Annotated in this window: 11 protein-coding genes; 4 read left to right on the forward strand and 7 right to left on the reverse strand. The window is 73.8% G+C overall.

The genetic code is table 11. From position 1 onward, the window contains the following. Positions 1-115 precede the first annotated feature (115 nt). The 3 genes from ACZ5WK_RS24010 to ACZ5WK_RS24020 form a co-directional block, all read right to left on the reverse strand. Positions 116-307 (reverse strand): YegP family protein, encoded by a 192-nt coding sequence (locus ACZ5WK_RS24010; RefSeq protein ID WP_396322477.1) that lies wholly within the window; start codon positions 305-307, stop codon positions 116-118. A gap of 294 nt (positions 308-601) precedes the next feature. Then, positions 602-2203, reverse strand: a complete 1602-nt coding sequence (locus ACZ5WK_RS24015; protein WP_465549898.1) for a serine/threonine-protein kinase — start codon at positions 2201-2203, stop codon at positions 602-604. A 277-nt stretch (positions 2204-2480) separates the two neighbouring features. Then, positions 2481-3161, reverse strand: coding sequence for an HAD family hydrolase (locus ACZ5WK_RS24020; RefSeq protein WP_396322475.1), 681 nt, complete (start codon positions 3159-3161; stop codon positions 2481-2483). Positions 3162-3431: 270 nt separating this feature from the next. Between ACZ5WK_RS24020 and ACZ5WK_RS24025 the strand changes: the two genes are divergently transcribed. Then, positions 3432-5285, forward strand: a complete 1854-nt coding sequence (locus tag ACZ5WK_RS24025; RefSeq protein ID WP_465549901.1) for a serine/threonine-protein kinase — start codon at positions 3432-3434, stop codon at positions 5283-5285. A gap of 155 nt (positions 5286-5440) precedes the next feature. Here ACZ5WK_RS24025 and ACZ5WK_RS24030 read toward each other — a convergent pair whose 3' ends face one another. Together ACZ5WK_RS24030 and ACZ5WK_RS24035 are read right to left on the reverse strand one after the other, a co-directional pair. Beyond that, positions 5441-6853 carry an MFS transporter gene (locus ACZ5WK_RS24030; protein ID WP_465549903.1) on the reverse strand — a complete coding sequence of 471 codons (1413 nt, stop codon included), beginning with the start codon at positions 6851-6853 and terminating at the stop codon, positions 5441-5443. Between the two features lie 110 nt (positions 6854-6963). Then, on the reverse strand, positions 6964-8544 hold the full coding sequence (locus ACZ5WK_RS24035) for a class I adenylate-forming enzyme family protein (protein ID WP_465549905.1): 1581 nt from the start codon (positions 8542-8544) through the stop codon (positions 6964-6966). 157 nt (positions 8545-8701) lie between these two features. On the opposite strand from ACZ5WK_RS24035, the gene ACZ5WK_RS24040 reads away from it, so the two are divergent. From ACZ5WK_RS24040 to ACZ5WK_RS24050, 3 genes are all read left to right on the forward strand, one after another. Next, positions 8702-9595, forward strand: coding sequence for a LysR family transcriptional regulator (locus ACZ5WK_RS24040; protein WP_465549907.1), 894 nt, complete (start codon positions 8702-8704; stop codon positions 9593-9595). Positions 9596-9974: 379 nt separating this feature from the next. Beyond that, entirely contained in the window at positions 9975-13157 is a 3183-nt protein-coding gene (locus ACZ5WK_RS24045) for an SNF2-related protein (RefSeq protein ID WP_465549909.1), read from the forward strand. A gap of 65 nt (positions 13158-13222) precedes the next feature. After that, positions 13223-13432, forward strand: coding sequence for a hypothetical protein (locus ACZ5WK_RS24050; RefSeq protein WP_465549911.1), 210 nt, complete (start codon positions 13223-13225; stop codon positions 13430-13432). A 132-nt stretch (positions 13433-13564) separates the two neighbouring features. Here ACZ5WK_RS24050 and sph read toward each other — a convergent pair whose 3' ends face one another. Both sph and ACZ5WK_RS24060 read right to left on the reverse strand, forming a co-directional pair. Continuing rightward, a complete protein-coding gene (sph, locus tag ACZ5WK_RS24055; RefSeq protein ID WP_465549913.1) occupies positions 13565-14578 on the reverse strand; it encodes a sphingomyelin phosphodiesterase in 1014 nt (337 codons plus the stop codon). 72 nt (positions 14579-14650) lie between these two features. After that, positions 14651-16747 carry an MMPL family transporter gene (locus ACZ5WK_RS24060; RefSeq protein ID WP_465549915.1) on the reverse strand — a complete coding sequence of 699 codons (2097 nt, stop codon included), beginning with the start codon at positions 16745-16747 and terminating at the stop codon, positions 14651-14653. Between the last annotated feature and the right edge of the window lie 28 nt (positions 16748-16775).

A 16775-nucleotide genomic window follows, 5' to 3' on the forward strand; every position in this document is an offset into this window, starting at 1 on the left:
GGGTCCGGCGTGCAGGCGGCCAAAGGGATCTGTCGTACAAACGAACGCGGGTCGGCGATTTGTCCCGCCGACCCGCGTTCCCGCCCTCACCCCGCCGTCACCGGCGGGCGCCCGCTCAGGCCGGACCGGCCGCCGTCTCCTTCAGCTCCGCGTAGGGCGCGAGCTTGCGGATCGACTCGATGCTCCTGATGCAGTCGTCCCGGCTCTCGTGCGGGTCGCCGGTCACCACGACGGAGCCGTTGCTCGCCTTGAGCCGGAACCGGTGCATGCCGGTGTCGTCGGTGTACAGCTCGAACTTTCCTGCCATGGCAGTGTTCGCCTTTCCTTCGGGTAGCCCCCTCACGTGGCAACGTAGGCCCAAAGGGCTTCTGCTGCTTGTCAGATGAGGCATTCGGGCCTCCGCCGAACGGGTCACGGCCACTGTCCGGATCACCGATATCCACTTCCGGGCCCTGCCCGCCACCCGCCGACAGACCGCGTGACAGGCCCAACCCCTCCAAGGCCTGCCCGGCCCCCGGATCCATCACCGAGGCAACCGGGGGACCGGACGGGTGCTCACGACAGCCTTGTGTTCCCGTCGCCAGAGGCCACGTGCTGCCCGCTAATCCATGCGCCTCAACGTGCGACAGATTGCGTCGACCATCAGGCCGTTTGCCAGGAGCAGTAGCCACCCTCCGTCCATGAGCACGCTACGAACCTTGTATGCCGGGTTGTCATCCGAGATTTCCACGCCGAACGTCATCGCGAGAGGGAACAGAGCGCAGATTCCGGCGACGAGGATCCAGAGGAAAAGGAGCAGGAGTGCAGTCGTGCCCCACATCCTGACCTTGCGGTTCCCGGCCAGCCCCAGCAGGGACAGGACTGCGCAGACGAGCGCGGCCGCTGTGCCGATGAACCCGACCGATACCACCGGCCAGTCCGTGCCCACGCCGGGGATGCCGCTGGGAACCGGTTCCCACAGGTGGTGCAGGTCGAAGAACAGTGTCACGTGCGCCAATTGACTACTGGAGGACATCCCCCTCCAGGACTCCGACAAGATCGGCAGGGAGGACGCCCAGGTGAGTGCCACCGCTGCCAGGAGGATCTCTGTCACATGGGCGGCGATCATGCCGCCCACCGAGGCAGGCCCGGTCCGTTTCGACGTCTGCTCCGGCGTGGTCGCAGTGCCCGGCAGGGCGGGGGAAGCCGCCGGCGCGGCCGGCGTGGCGCCGCCTTCGCTCTCCACGGTGCCACGGGTGGAATCGGGTCGGCTGGGGGAGTCGGTGCCGGCTGCTTCCGAGCCGGGGAAGGTGAGGGCGCGCAGGGCGTAGGTGCGCTGCTGGATCGCCGCGCGGGCACCGGTGATCCCCATCCAGATGCCCGGACCGAACGCGTCACCCAGCTCCTCCTCGCACCATTCCTGCACACGTGCCGGTGTCGGGCGCTGGGCAGGATCCTTGTGCAGGCAGGCGGTGATCAGCCCGCGTAGGGGCGGGGCCAGGGGGGAGACGTCAGGGGCGTCCGCGACGATGCGGTGGACAACGGCCCACTCGTTCTCCGCGGCGAACGCCTCACGGCCGGTGGCTACGAAGTACAGGGTGGAGCCGAGCGCGAAGACGTCGGAGGCGACGCCTACTGCGTGGCCGGTGGCCTGCTCGGGCGACATGTACAGCGGAGTGCCGATCCGGGTGGAGTGACTGCTGTAGGTCACCGACTGGGTCAGGGACTTGACGATGCCGAAGTCGATGACCTTCGGTCCGCTCTCGTCCAGCATGATGTTTCCGGGCTTGAGATCCCGGTGCACCACCTTCGCGGCGTGGATGTCGGCGAGGGCGTGGGCGATGCCCCAGGCCAGTAGCATCACCTGGGCGGCCGGTAGCGGACCGTGGTCGATCACCAGGTCCCGCAGGGACGGCCCCGCCACATAGGTGGTGGCCAACCACGGCTGCTCGGCCTGGGGGGCGGCGTCGAGCAGCGGCGCGATGTGAGCGCCGCGCACCCTCTGCGCGGCACCCACCTCGCGTGCGAACCGCTGGCCGAACTCCGTATCCCTGGCGAACTCGTTGCGAACGATCTTCACAGCCGCCGGCTGCCCGCCCGGGGAGAGGGCGAGGAACACCTGCCCCATGCCGCCCTCGCCCAGCCGCGCCACCAACCGAAAGCCGCCGAGACTGTCCGGATCGTGAGCCTGCAGTGCAGGGAACCGAAACGCTGCCGTCGACATGTAGCCCTTCCCCCTCTTCTCCCCGCCCTGGAACGCCTCATGACCCGACCACCGGTGAAGGTGGGGCACGTCATGGCTTTCCGGCTGCAGCGTACTTCCGTCTCACCGGACTTCGACCTGTCTCACCGAAGATTGCCGGGTGCTCCGAGCAACACGCGACTGGGCCTGTGCTGCGGGGCGCGGTGGCCACGCCCGGGTCGGCTCGGACCTCGACGACCGACCCGGGCCGGACCCGTCGGCCACGCCGTCGCGGCGCCACCGGACCGTGCCGGGCGCGTCAGAAGAGGTCCAGGAGCTCCGTCAGGGAGGTGATGGAGGGTACGGGGGAGGCGGTCGCGTCCCGGTGCAGTGCGCGTCCCGCGTAGCCGAGGCGGATCGCCGCGGCGACCAGGTCGGGATCGTCGTCGACGAACAGGCACTCCGCGGGTGCGAGGTCCAGGGCGTCGCTGGCGTGGTGGTACATGCGCGGGTCCGGCTTGGTGCAGCCGAGGACGGCGGAGATGGCGTACGCCTCGAAGAACCGGTCGATCCCGAGTCCGGCGTGGAGCGCGGGCAGGTTGGGCCAGGCATCCGACACCACGGCCATCCGGACTCCCCGGCGGCTCAGCTCCCGCAGGGTCTCCTCGACCTCCGGGTACGTCTCCAGGAGTACGCGAGGGGGGACTTCGCGGCGCAGGTCGGCGAGCAGGTGCGGGGTCGGGTCCACGCCGAGGTGGTGGAGCATCACCCGGTGGTAGTCGTCGTAGTCGGGCGTCGACGACGAGGCGGCGAAGAAGTGGTCCCCCACCGCGATGGCTGCCGCGAACTCCTCCGCTGTGGTCGAAGGGGCATGGGCGAGGACGGTCTGCTCGAAGTCCGCTCGCGGGTTCCATCGGCCGCCGATCGGCCGTATGAGTACGCCGCCCGAGTCGAAGAGAACGGCGCGGAGACGGTCGGAAGAGGCCGGGGATGTCGTCACCCGTCCAGTCTGGTGGGCGAACGCCGTTGTCGACCCCCTTCGAATCGGACATCGGCAGCCACGCCCGCCCCGGCGAGGACGGGCCATTGCGCGTGCCGGACGCGCCGGTCGGGTCTCCCGCGCCGCGGGCCCCGTCCAGGGGGGCGATCGGCCTGCCCGGCCGCTGGTGGGCGGCCCCGAGCGCCGGCGCGGCGGCGGCGAACACGACCGTCCCGGCGGGGCGGTGACGGTCGGTCGCTATCATGGCGCCGGTCGACGAGGGGGTATGCGGTGGCAGCCGTACGCGACGGGGTGGCGGGCGAGGGGGAGCACGAGGGCCTGGTCATCGCCGGCAGATACCGGCTGGTCCGGCGGCTGGGTGCCGGCGGCTTCGGACAGGTCTGGCAGGCGTCCGACCTCGCTCTGCATGTCGACGTCGCGGTCAAGCAGGTCTGGCTGGCGCCTTCGATGAGCCCGGCCCAGGCCGAGGAACGGCTGGTCCGGGCGCAGCGGGAGGCCCGCAGTGCCGCCCGGCTGCGGGACCACCCGCACGTCGTCGCGGTGCACGACGTGATCGTGGCGGACGGTGTGCCGTGGACGGTGATGCAGCTGATCACCGGGGGCTCGCTGGCCGACCGGTTGGCGGCCGGGCCGCTGGAGCCCGAGGCGGTGTCCCGGATCGGTGCGGCGATGCTGTCGGCGCTGGGTGCGGCACACGCGGCGGGCATCGTCCACCGGGACGTGAAGCCGGCCAACATCATGCTCGCCGATGACGGTCAGGTGCTGCTGACCGACTTCGGCATCGCGCTGCGGCACGAGGACACCGCGCTCACCGCGACGGGCGCCGTCATCGGGTCGGTCGAGTACATGGCGCCGGAGCGCCTCCACGGACAGGAGGACGGGCCGGCCGGGGACCTCTTCTCGCTCGGCGTCTCGCTGTACCAGGCGGTGGAGGGCTGGTCCCCGTTCCAGCGCGGCACCCCGACCGCCTCGTTGCTGGCCGTGGTCTCGGACGAGGCGCCGCCACCGTGTCGCGCGGGGGCGCTCGCGCCCGTGATCGAGGGCCTGATGGCCAAGGACCCCCGGCGCAGGCTCACCCTTCACGAGGCCGCCGCGCTGCTGGCTCAGCCCGCCGGCGTCCCCGGTCCCGCTCGGGTGGTCCCCGGGCCGGTGGTCCCCGGGCCTGTGCTATCCGGGCCTGTCGTGCCCGGGGCGGTGGGTCCCGTTCCCGTTACCGGTCCGGTGCTGACCGGTCCGGTACACCCCGCTCCGTCGCCGATGGCCGCTGTGCCCGGACCGATGGCGGGCGACGCCACGTCGGCCGGCGTCATCGACGCGTACGCCGCACTCACCGTTCCCGCGCCGCCGCCCGCGTCGTCGGCGACCGCTGCCGTTCCTGCGCCGCCCGCCACCGCGGTCGCACCGCTCACCGCCATCACCCCCGGGACGGCCACCGCCCCGGGGCCGGCCTCGGGGCGGTCGTGGCGGCCGTGGGCGGTGATCACGGCGTCGCTCGTCGCGGGAGCCGCGGCGCTGGGTGTGGCGTTCGCCGTGCCCTACTTCTCCGAGGGTCGGGCGATGCAGACCAAGCTGCTCCAGAAGAGCGAGCTGCCGGCGGGCTACAAGGAGAACCTCGGTGCGGGGGACATGGGCTACGGGCGTCCTGTCGCGGGCACCTGGCCCTGCGAGGCCCGCAACCGGGAGACGCGGTGGAAGCACACCGCGGACGACACCGCGGAGTACTACTACAACCCGGCGGGCGGATCGAAGGAGCACTACTCGTTCAACGAGCAGCTCAAGAAGGCCGACGCCGCCGAGATCACCCGGTCGATGCAGGCGGTCCGGGACCAGCTCAGCAGCTGCCCGTCGTACACCGCGAACATCAAGTTCGGCAGTGACCCCCAGAGCTGCGAGGTCACCGTCAAGGCCCTGCCGGCTCCGGCGATCGGCGGGGACGTGGTGGCCCGCCGTGAGACGTACACCTGCACCTACGGCGGTACCACCTACGCACCTGCCGTCGTGGACAAGGTCACCACCAGCAAGGGTGGTTATCTCGTCGAGTTCTTCGCCACGGAGTCGTCCCCCTTCCCGCCCGGCGGTGTGGCCGAGGCCCTGATGACCAAAGCCCTCGGCAAGCTCCCCTGACGCCGGCACGACGACGCCGGCACGACGACGCCGGCACGACGACGCCGGCCGGACCGGGCCCGGGGCGGGCCTCAGAGGCGCCCTGCGGGGGTGCCCCGCAAACGTTGGCATGTGACAGAGATGACCCGGCCGGGTGAGCCGGCCGCGCATTCGGGTCAGCGGTGGCCGGTCGCGGGGCGTGCGGCCGGTCCCGCCGCCGCATCGTCCGCCGGCTCGGGCGAAGCCGCCGGAACAGGTAGCGACTCCGGCATCGCCGCCGGCCCAGGCGCAGACCCCGGCCCCGACACCGGCGCCGCCGCGCCGCTCGGCCGCATGGCCGTCAGCCGCCGTTCGCAGGCCCGCCGCTGGACGACGGACAGGCCGGCGACCGCCGCCCCGAGGCCGAGCCAGCCCGCCGGGCCGGTCGCCATCACCACGCCGGTCAGCAGCAGCGGTCCGGCGGACTTCTGGACGGACTGGGCCATGCCGGCCACGCCCAGGTACGAGGCCCGGGCCCGGTCGGGCGCGAGCGAGACGGCCAGCTCCCAGGAGGTCACCGACCGCACCAGCTCGGCGGCGGTCACCAGCGTCGCCGTGACCAGCAGGGCGATCGACGCGCTCCAGGGCCCGCCGCCGGTACCGAACGCCAGGACCACGCAGGACGCGAGCACCGCCACCCCGTACAGCGTCACCGCGGCCGCCGCCCGGTGCGGCCCCTCGGCCCGCGCCGAGACCCGCAGTTGCAGTACGACCACCAGCACGGTGTTGAGTGCCAGGAAGGCCGGGACGAAGGCGTGCGGCGCCGAGGTGTGGTTCACCAGCCAGAGCGGCAGTCCGACGTTGAGCAGCGAGTCGTCCAGGCACATCGGGATGTCCAGCAGGACGAAGCGCAGGTAGCCGGCGTCCCGCCAGGGGCTGGGCGCCGGCCCCGCCGTCGTGGCGTCCGGTGCGGCGGCGGTACCGGCGCGCGCCGCCACCCGCCCGCCGCCCTGGGGCTCCCGGGTGCGCCACACCAGCGCCGCGGTCACCGCGAAGGAGAGCGCGTTGGCCAGGACGAGCGCGCGGTAGGCGTTCTCCGTCCCCACGGCCAGGCCGATCGCCGCGATCCCGGCACCCAGCGCGTACCCGGCGTTGGCGGCACTGCGGGTGAGTGCCTGGTAGGTGGAGCGCCGCTCGCCCGTCGCCCGGGTGGCGAAGAGCATCTCCAGCGTCTTGGCCGCCCGCTCGGCCAGGCAGATGAGGGCGATCACGGGCATCAGGGTGGTGAAGCTGTCGCAGAGCAGCACCAGGCCCATCGCACCCAGCCGCAGCAGGTGACTCCAGATCAGCAGCCCCCGCAGCGGGAACCGCTCGGCGAGCTGCCCCGCCAGTGGCGACCCGGCGATGCCCGCCACCGCGGCGACGCCCAGCAACAGGCCGACCTGCCGGGCGTCCAGCCGCGTCACGAAGGTGAAGTAGAGCACCGAGGCCGCCGCCCACACGCCCGTCCCGGCCCGGTCCAGGAACTGGGCGAGCAGCATGATCCGCCCGTCCCGCCCGCCCGGCGGCCGTCGCAGCTGCGCCAGCAGTCCGCCCCCGTTGTCTCGCATGGCCCGCCACTTCCCGTTTTCCGTTCCGGTGCTCGGGAAGCAGCCTGCCGGAGATGAATCTCGACGTCAAGATACTTGATGTCGACAGACCTCCGGCCGTCAGGCGGACCCTAGTGATGCCTGCCGTCTCCCGTCCGGCTCCGGCCGGAGCCGCCGAGCGTCTCGCGGAGCAGCTTGCGGTCGGGCTTGCCCGCATCGGTGAGCGGCAGGTGGTCCACGGTGTGGACGGCGGCCGGCGCGTACATCGCGCCCAGCCGGTCGGTGATCCGGGCGCGGACCAGTGCGCCGTCCGCGTGCCGGCCGGCCGCCGGGACGACCGCGACGTGCAACTCCTCGGTCCCGTCCCCCCGCTGGACAGCGAAGGCCGCGCACTGGGCGACGGCGGGGTGGGCGAGCAGTGCCTGTTCCACCTCCGCCGGGTAGACGTGGCCGCCCACCACGATGACCACCTCCTTCAGCCGGTCGACCAGGTGGAGGTAGCCCGCGCCGTCGAGGTGGCCGACGTCCCCGGTGCGGATCCAGCCCTCGTGCAGCACCTCGGCGGTGAGGTCCGGCCGGCGCCAGTAGCCGCTCATCATCATGGGGGTGCGGACGTGGATCTCCCCGTTCTCGCCGGGGGGCAGGGCGGTCCCGGCCGGGCTGCGGATCTCGATCTCGACCCCGGGATCGGCCCGGCCGGCGGTGATCCGGCCGCCCGGTCCGGTGATCGTGTGCTCCTCCGGGCCGACCTCGGTGATCGACCCCGCCTCGGTCTGCCCGTACCAGCCGTGCAGGACCGGCCCGAACACCTCGGCGGCCTGCCGCAGCCGTTCGGCGGAGGCGGGGGTGCCTCCGTAGAAGAGCCGCCGGAGGGCGGAGAGGTCGGTGCCGGCCGCCGCCGGGTGGTCCAGTAGTCGGTACAGCAGGGGCGGCAGCAGCCACAGCTCGGTGATGCGTTCCCGCTCCAGGGCGGCGAGGACGTCCCCCGGGTCGAAGCCGGGCCGCAGCACGACGGTGCCTCCGGCCAGCAGGGCGGCGTCGGCGAGGATCCCGGCCATGTGGGCGAGCGAGGTGCAGGCGAGGGCGCGGGGCGTGGCGCCGGCCCGCATCCGGCCGGCGAGGCGGTCGAGCAGCTGCCGGTAGGGGCCGTGCGCCATCGGGATGCCCTTCGGGGTCCCGGTGGTGCCCCCGGTGAAGCGCAGGCACCAGTCGTCCTGCGCCCGGGCGTGATCCGCCGTCGTGGCGGGGGCGGCTGCTCGGGCCGCGGCACCCGGCGGCACGGTGGTGCCGAGCGGCAGCACCACCGGCACCCGCACCCGGGCGAGCAGTGCCTCGGCCGCGCCCGACCGGGCCGGACCGACCAGCAGCACGGGCGCGTCGACGCTCGTCACGATGTCCGCCTGTACCGCCGCGGACATGCCCGCGCCGAGGAAGGCCACCCGTGCACCGAGCAGGTTCGCGGCGTACCGCGCGACGATCGCCTCCGGCCCGTCGTCGGCGAGGAGTACCACGGTGTCCCCCCGGCGGACGCCGTGACCGGCGAGGACGGCGGCGAACTGCCGGACGTCGTCGTGGAGTTCACCGGCCAGGACGGTGCCGCCGTCGGCGGTGACCAGCGCCGGCCGGTCCGGGGTGCGGCGGAGGACCGTGAGGACGGCCTCGACGTAGCTCTCGAACCGACTCTCGGACGCCGGAGGCGGGTTGGCGGACATGCGGCAGCTCCTTCGGTGTGGCGGCCGTCGGGCGAGCGGCCCGGCCGGAACCTCTCCTCGGAGGCTAGGTGAGCCCCGCTCATCAACTCCAAGACCGAATACGGCATGAGATGATGCCTTCGGAGTTATGAGCGATGCCCGGGGGAGGGGAGAGCCTGTGGACCTGCCCGCGCTGCGGTGCTTCCAGGTCGTGGCCCGGCACGAGCACATCAGCCGGGCCGCCGAGGAGCTGCGCGTCGCCCAGCCCTCGGTGAGCAGGACGATCGCCCGGCTGGAGGCCGAGTTGGGGGTCCGGCTCTTCGACCGCCGGGGCCGGCGCATCCACCTCAACGACCACGGCGCGGCCTTCCTGCGCCGGGTCGACCGTGCGCTTCGCGAACTCGACGACGGGAAGAGCGAGTTGGCGGATTCCGCCCAGGGAGGCGGCCGGGTGGCGCTGGCCACCGAGACCCTGCTGACCGCCACCGACCTGCTGGCCGCCTTCCGGGCCGCCCACCCCCGCATCGAGGTGAGGGTGCGGCAGTCCTCCGTCGATGCGATGGCGCGCCGGCTCCGCACCCGGGAGGTGGACCTCTGCCTCGCCTCCCAGCCGCTGGTGGGCCCCGGGCTGGTCTCCGAACTGCTGCTGCGGGAGGACGTGCTGCTCGCGGTGCCGCCGGGCCACCGGCTGGCCGGACGCGAGGAGGTGCCGGTCGGCGAACTGGACGGAGAGCCGTTCGTCACCCCGAGCCGGGGCCACTGGCAGCGCGCTCTCGCGGACCGGCTCTTCGCCGCGGCGGGCGTCGACCCGGTGATCGTCTGCGAGGGCGACGAACCCGGCGCCGTCGTCAACCTGGTCGCCGCCGGGCTCGGCGTCGCCCTGCTGCCCGCGATGGCGCGCGCCTCGGACGTCCGCGCGCCTCTGTGCTGGGTGCGGCTCGTCGGGCCCGACTGCCACCGCGAGCTGCGCCTCGTCCGCGACGGGGACGCACCCCGGTCCGCCGCCGCCGGGCTCTTCGGGGCCTTCGCCCTACGTCATTTCCGCCGGACCGGTGTGGGCACGGGAGGCTGAGCAGCCGTACCCGTGCCGGGGCGCGCTGCTGCGGACGCGCGTGGTGTGCGCGCCGCTGGAACTGTTCTTCGTGCTCGTCGTGCTCCTCGTGCTCCTCGTGCTTGTCGTGCTCGTCGTCGGGACGGGGCTCGGCCGCCGGGCTGCCGGGCTGCCGGGGTGGAGCCGGCCGCGAGTGCGGAAGCAGGTCGTGGCGTGCCCCTTCGCCCGCCCCAGGCCGCCCGCGGGGGCGGGGCGCGGGACGCCCCAGGCGGCCCGGGGTGGGGAGGCACGCGGGGCCGCCCAGGGGGTGGCCCGCCCCGGTCCGCGCGCCCGCCCGGTTGTCCGACCTCGCGGTTAGGGTGGGAAGCCCGCTGTCCCGCCGTCCCGGAAGGCCCACCCGATGTACGCCCTGCACGCGCTGTGGCGGGCCGACGGCCGCCTCGCGCTCTGGGCGGAGGACGCACACGCGTACCGCAACGGCAGGCCGGCCGCCCGCCGTGCCGAGGGCGGCGCCCATCCGTTCGCGTGCCCGGCCGGCGAGGTCGCGCGGCTGCTGGGGGCGATCGGCCCGGGCCTCGACTGGCTGGCCGGGCAGGGCGCCGAGCGCTGGACGGGCCTTCTCCTGCCCACCCTCGGTGACCGGCCGGTCCCCTCGCCCGACCTGCCGGCCGGCAGCGCGCCACGCGGCCTCGCGCTGAGCCCCTGGCGGGTGCCGACCCTGCTGTTCGACGCCGCCGAGGCGGCCCAGCTGCTGGGCGCGGTCCACGACCCGCACTGGCCGGGCGCGACCGTCGAACTCCCCGGTGGCGGGCCCGGTGAATCCGGTGGCGAGTTCAGCGGCGCGTCCGTCGAGCTCGCGTACGGCGCCTCGCTGCGCTGGCTGTCCGCCGTGCACGACCTCGCCTGGCGGCTGGTCGGGCGCGGGCGGCTGCTCCCGGTGCTCGGCGAGGAGGCGCCGGCGGCGTGGGCCGCGCGGTGGCGGCCCGCCCCCGACGCCGCGGCCCGGCGTGAGCTAGCCGCCCTGGCCGCCGGCTGCCCGCCCGTCTGCCGCGCCGAGTACCACGCGTCCGCGCCCGCCCAGGCCGGGCCCACCGGCTCCGGCCTGGCCACCGCCCTGCTGGACACCCTGGTCGACTGCGAGGCCCGGGCCGCCCTCGCGGACCTCGAACCGCCCGCCGAGCCGTGGCTCGCCGCCCTCTGGTCCGCCGACGGCCGGCTCCCGGGGCCGCCGCCGGCCGGCCTGCCCGAACGCCTCGCCGCCTGGCACGCCGCCCGCCCCGCGGGCAGCCCGCTGCGGCTCAACCTCCGCCTCACCGAGCCACTCGCGCCCGACCTCGAAGCCTCCGGCCTCGAAGCCCGCGACGGGGGAGCCCCGGACGTCGGACTCCGCGACGGGGGACCCCGCGACCAGGGTGCCCCGGGCGAGGCCGCCCCCGAGGTCTGGCACCTCGACCTGCTGGTCCAGGCCGTCGACCGCCCGTCCCTGGTCGTCCCCGCCGCCGACCTGTGGTCCGAGGAGGCGGGGTACGCCGCCCTCGCCCGTACCGTTCCCGACCCGGCGGCCTCCTGCCTCGCCGAGCTCGACCGTGCCGCCCGCGTCCACCCGCCGCTGCGCACCGCCCTGTTGAGCCCCCGCCCGACCGGCGTCGAACTGGACCGCGAGGGCGCCCTGCGGTTCCTGCGCGAGGCCGCGCCCGCCCTCACCCGGGCCGGCTTCGGCGTGCTGCTCCCGGCCTGGTGGCAGCGGCGCCCCCGGCTCGGGCTGGCCCTCACCGCGGCCCCGGCCGCCGTGCCGGGCGCGGTCAAGCGCACCGCGCAGATCGACCGGGACGACGTCCTGGACTTCCAGTGGCAGCTCTCCCTCGGGGAACTCACCCTCACCGAGGAGGAGTTGGACGAACTGGCGGCGGCCCAGCAGGGCCTGGTCCGGTTGCGCGGCCGCTGGATCGAGGTGGACCAGGCCCAACTCGCCGTCGCGGTGCGGTTCCTGGCCGAGCGCGGCAGCGGCACCATGGAGCCGGCCGAACTGCTCCGGCTGGCCGTCGACGACCGCGCGGCCGTGGACGGGCTGCCCGTCACCGCTGTCCGGGCCACCGGTCCGATCGGCGAGCTGCTGGCCGGCCGGCCCGGCCCGGCCTCCCGCGTCCCCGACCTGCCCGCCGGTTTCACCGGAACGCTCCGCCCCTACCAGCGGCGGGGGTTGGCCTGGCTGGACGCCCTCGGTCGGCTCGGCCTCGGCGCCGTGCTGGCCGACGACATGGGCCTCGGCAAGACCGTGCAGACCCTCGCCCTGCTCGCCCTGGAACAGGAGCGTGGCGCGGCCGGGCCGACCCTGCTGGTCTGTCCGATGTCGCTGGTCGGCAACTGGCAGCGCGAGGCGGCCCGGTTCGCCCCGGGTCTGCGCGTGCACGTCCACCACGGCGCCGACCGCACCGTGCCCGACACGTCCGCCGACCTCGTGATCACCACGTACGGGCTGGTCCAGCGGGACGTCACCGAGCTGCGCCGGGTCCGCTGGCGGCGGATCGTCGCCGACGAGGCGCAGCACGTCAAGAACCCGGCGGCCCGGCAGTCCCGGGCGGTCCGCTCGCTGCGGTCCGGCCCCCGGATCGCGCTCACCGGCACGCCGGTGGAGAACCGGCTCGCCGAGCTGCACGCCGTCCTCGACTTCGCCAATCCGGGGCTGTTCGGCAGTGCGGAGTCCTTCAAGGAGCGGTTCTCGATCCCGGTCGAGCAGTCCGGCAACGCGGAGGTGGCGGCCCGGCTACGGCGGCTGACCGGTCCGTTCCTGCTCCGCCGCAGCAAGAGCGACCCGCTGATCGCCCAGGACCTGCCCGCCAAGCAGGAGTTCACCGTCCGCTGCAACCTCACCGCCGAACAGGCGGGCCTGTACCGGGCGGTGGTCGCCGACCTCCTGCAGCGCCTCGCGGGCATCCGCGGGGTGGAGCGCAAGGGTGCGGTGCTGGCGGCGATCGGCCGGCTCAAGCAGGTCTGCAACCACCCCGCCCAACTCCTCCACGACGGGACGGAGCTGGCGGGCCGCTCGGGCAAGGTCGAGCGGCTGGTGGAGCTCCTGGAGGAGGCGCTGGCCGAGGGCGACCGGGCGCTGGTATTCACCCAGTACGCCGAGTTCGGCACCATGCTCCAGCCCTACCTGAGCCGCCGGCTGGGCGAGGAGGTCGCCTACCTGCACGGCGGTGTGCCCAAGGGGCGGCGGGACGAGCTGGTCGAGCGCTTCCAACACCCGGACGGGCCAAGGGTCTTCCTGCTCTCGCTCCGCGCGGGCGGCACCGGCCTCAACCTCTCCGCCGCCAACCAGGTGATCCACCTCGACCGCTGGTGGAACCCGGCGGTCGAGGACCAGGCGACCGACCGCGCGCACCGGATCGGGCAGCACCGCGACGTGCAGGTCCGGCGGCTGGTCTGCGTCGGCACCGTCGAGGAGCGGATCGACGGCCTGCTCGCGGCGAAGCGCAGCCTCGCCGACGCCGTGATCGGCGGCGGCGAGCAGTGGCTGGCCGAGCTGTCCGCCGAGCGGCTGCGCGAGCTGCTGACCCTCTCCGCCGACGCGATCGGAGAGTGACCGCCGTGATGCCCCCACCTGCGGAGAGTGACCGCCGTGATGCCCCCTTGCGGAGAGTGACCGCCGTGATGCCCGCACCTGGTGACCGCCCGCTGGCCGAGTGCCTCGACACGTTCTGGCAGGGCCGCGTCCCGTCCGCCCCGAGCGGCGCCGACGAGACCGACCCCGTCGCCCCGGCCGTCGACGACCTGGGCCCGTCCGGCCTCGCCGTCCGAGGGCGGCCGCTGGAGGCCGCCCTCGGGCCGGCCTACCGGCGCTTCACCGGCAAGGGCTGAGAAACCGGCCGGGACACCCGGGGCGGGGACACCCGGCCCAGGCACCCGGCTTGAGGCCCCCGGCCCAGGCGCACCCAGCCCAGGACGCAGCCCAGGACGCAGCCCGGGCACCCGGCCGGCGTGCGCGGCCGCTCAGCCCGCCGACAGCGGGTAGTGGTCGGACAGGTCGGTGTAGGTGTAGCTCTTGCCCCAACTGCTCACCGTCCACGGTGAGCTGTGGAAGCGCACCACCGTGTTGGTGTAGCTCGCCGGCTGCGCGTGGTCGGCCCGGTAGAGGACGTAGTCGAGGTCCTCCTTGGGCTCACCGGGGTAGCGGTAGGCGGCGATCGAGTTGTCCACGGTGTCGAAGGAGTCGGCCCACCCGTCGCGGGTGGTGGCCGGCGACACGTTGGCGTTGCTGAGCAGCGACGGGTACTCGCTGCCGTGCGAGTCGATGTTGAGGTCGCCGGCGAGCAGCACCGGCTCGGCGGCCGGGATGTTCTTGCCGTCGATGAACGCCTTCATCGCCTTGAGCTGCGCCGCCCGGACGGCGGCCGGCTGGCTGGCGGAGCAGCCGGTGTCAGTGGACTGCAGGTGGGTGCCGACCACGTGCGTGCGCACGCCCTTGACGTCCAGCACCGCGTAGACGAAGCCCTTGTTCGACCACCAGTCGCTGCCGCAGGCGTCCTTGAAGATGTACTGCTCCTTGCGCAGGATCGGCCACTTGCTGAGCAGCGTCACCCCGCCGTCCTCCGGGGTGGACGAGGCGAAGCTGCCGCCGGTGGCGTCCCACCCGCTGGTCGACCGGCCGACGACCGGGGTGTGGTACGGGTACGCGGCGGAGGCCTGCGAGGTGAGCAGGTCGGAGGCGGCGTTGTCGAAGGCCTCCTGGACCACGACCACGTCGTGGCCCTGGAACACGTCCGAGGCGGCGATCGCCTTGGCCCGGTAGTCCTGGCCCCAGTTGGGGTACAGGTTCTTGCTCATCAGGAAGACGTTGTAGGTGAGCACGTTCAGTGCCGGAACCGTGGTGGCGGCCGTGCCGGCGACCGGGGCGGCCACCGCCGAGGCGGCCGGAGCGGCGGCCACCGGGGCGAGCAGGGCGGCGGCGACGGTGCAGGCGGCGGCCAGCCGGGTGCCGTGACGAAGCGTGGTGGAAGTTGGCATGCCCGCAGTCAACGCGTACCCGGTCACGTCCGGCAAGACTGCGGACGATAACCATATGAACTCAGCGGTAACTTAAAGCTGTCTGGTCAACTCGCTCTCGGGACGGCTGACTTGCCTGGACAACTTTCCCGGCCACCACATGTGACGGTCCAGGTCCATGGTGAGCGCGGTGACCAGGACCGACCGCACCACCAGGGTGTCCAGCAGCACGCCGAGCGCAACCGCGAAGCCGATCTCGGCGAAGCCCACCACCGGTAGTGTGCCGAGCACCGCGAAGGTGCTCGCCAGGATCAGCCCGGCCGAGGTGATCACCCCGCCGGTCGCGGCCAGCCCGGCCACCGCCCCCTGCCGGGTGCCGTTGTGGGCGGACTCCTCCCGCACGCGCGTCATCAGGAAGATGTTGTAGTCGATTCCGAGCGCGACCAGGAAGACGAAGACGAACAGCGGGAACGCGTTGTCCTCGCCCTCGAAGTGGAAGACGTGCTCGAAGAAGAACGCGCTGATCCCGAGCGCCGCCGCGTACGACAGCACCACCGTGGCGATCAGCACCAGCGGCGCGGTCACCGCCCGCAGCAGCAGCGCCAGGATCACCAGCACCACGCCGAGCACCAGCGGGATGATCGCCCGGTTGTCGCTGGCCGCGGCCCGGCCGGCGTCCAGGATCACCGCGGTGGAGCCGCCCACCTTGGCGTCGGCACCGGGCACTTCGTGGACGGCCGCCCGCACCCGGTCCACGGTGTCCTTCGCGGCCTGACTGTCCGGCGGATCGGCCAGCGTGGCCTGGAACAGCGCCTGCCCCTGCCGCTCCCCCGGCACCGACGTCCCGGCGATGCCGGGGGTGGCCTGCGCCACCGTCCGGACGGCACCCGCCTCGCCCGCCGTGCTGATCACGGTCAGCGGCGCGCCCGTCCCGCCGGGGAAGTGCTGCTCCAGCACCTGCTGGCCGACCACCGAGTCCGGCGTGTCGGTGAAGCTGCCGGCGGTGGACAGGCCGGTGGCGTTGAGCGACACCAGCCCGACGCAGCAGGCCCCCAGGGCCAGCGCGGTGCCGATCCAGACCTTGCGGGGCCGTCGGCCGATCCACGTCCCGACGTGCGCCCAGCGGCCGGTCCGCGTCGGCTCCGGCGTGCCGAAGGCAGGCTTGACCGGCCAGAACACCCAGCGTCCGACGACCACCAGCAGCGCCGGCAGCAGCGTCAGCATCGCCGCCAGGGCCACCAGCACGCCGATCGCGCAGACCGGACCGAGGCCGCTGGTGGAGTTCATCTCGGCGATCAGCAGGCAGAGCATCGACGCGACCACGGTGGCCGAGGAGGCCAGGATCGCCGGCCCGGCCCGGTGCAGGGCGAGCGCCATCGCCTCGTGCCGGTCCTCGTGCCGTCTCAGCTCCTCCCGGTAACGGGCGGTGAGCAGCAGGGCGTAGTCGGTGCCCGCGCCCAGCACCAGCACGATCAGGATGCCGGCACTCTGCGCGTTGACGGTCAGTCCGGCGTGTTTGGCCAGCAGGTAGATGACGGCCTGGGCGACGACCAGCGCCCCGGCCGCGGAGAGCAGCGGCAGCGCCCAGAGCACCGGGCTGCGGTAGGTGAGCAGCAGCAGGATGATCACCACGCTGACGGTGGCGGCCAGCAGGGTTCCGTCGATGCCCGCGAACGCCTCGGCCTGGTCGGCGCCGATCCCGGCCGGTCCGGTGACGTGGGTGGTCATGCCCAGGCTGTTGTCGGCGGCGGTGGCACGCAGGCTGTCGACCGCCGGGCGCAGGTCCTGCCAGCCACCGGTGCCGATGTCGACCGGCACGATGGTCTGCATGGCCCGGCCGTCGGTCGAGACCACCGGGCCGATCACCCGGCCCAGTACGTGCGGCGCGTTGGCGAAGGCGGTCGCGTCCCGGGCCGCCTCGACCTGGTCGGCCGGGGTGATCCCGCTGTCGCGGGTGTAGACCACCACGGCCTGGGCCGTGTCCACCGGCTGGAAGGCGCGCTGCTCGTTGAGTACCTGGGTGGACTCGGCGTTGCCGGGCAGCCAGCTGGACGCCTGGTTGTCCTCGGCGTCGGTGAGCTTGCCGGCGAGCGGTCCCGCCACCAGCAGCAGTACCAGCCAGAGCGCCAGCACCACCCATTTGCTGCGGCGTCCGCACGGGAGCGTGGCCAGTCGCCGGGTCGGGCTCATCGCAAACCCCCAGGGCCTGAGACATCAC

Source organism: Kitasatospora sp. NPDC032757, assembly GCF_055579305.1.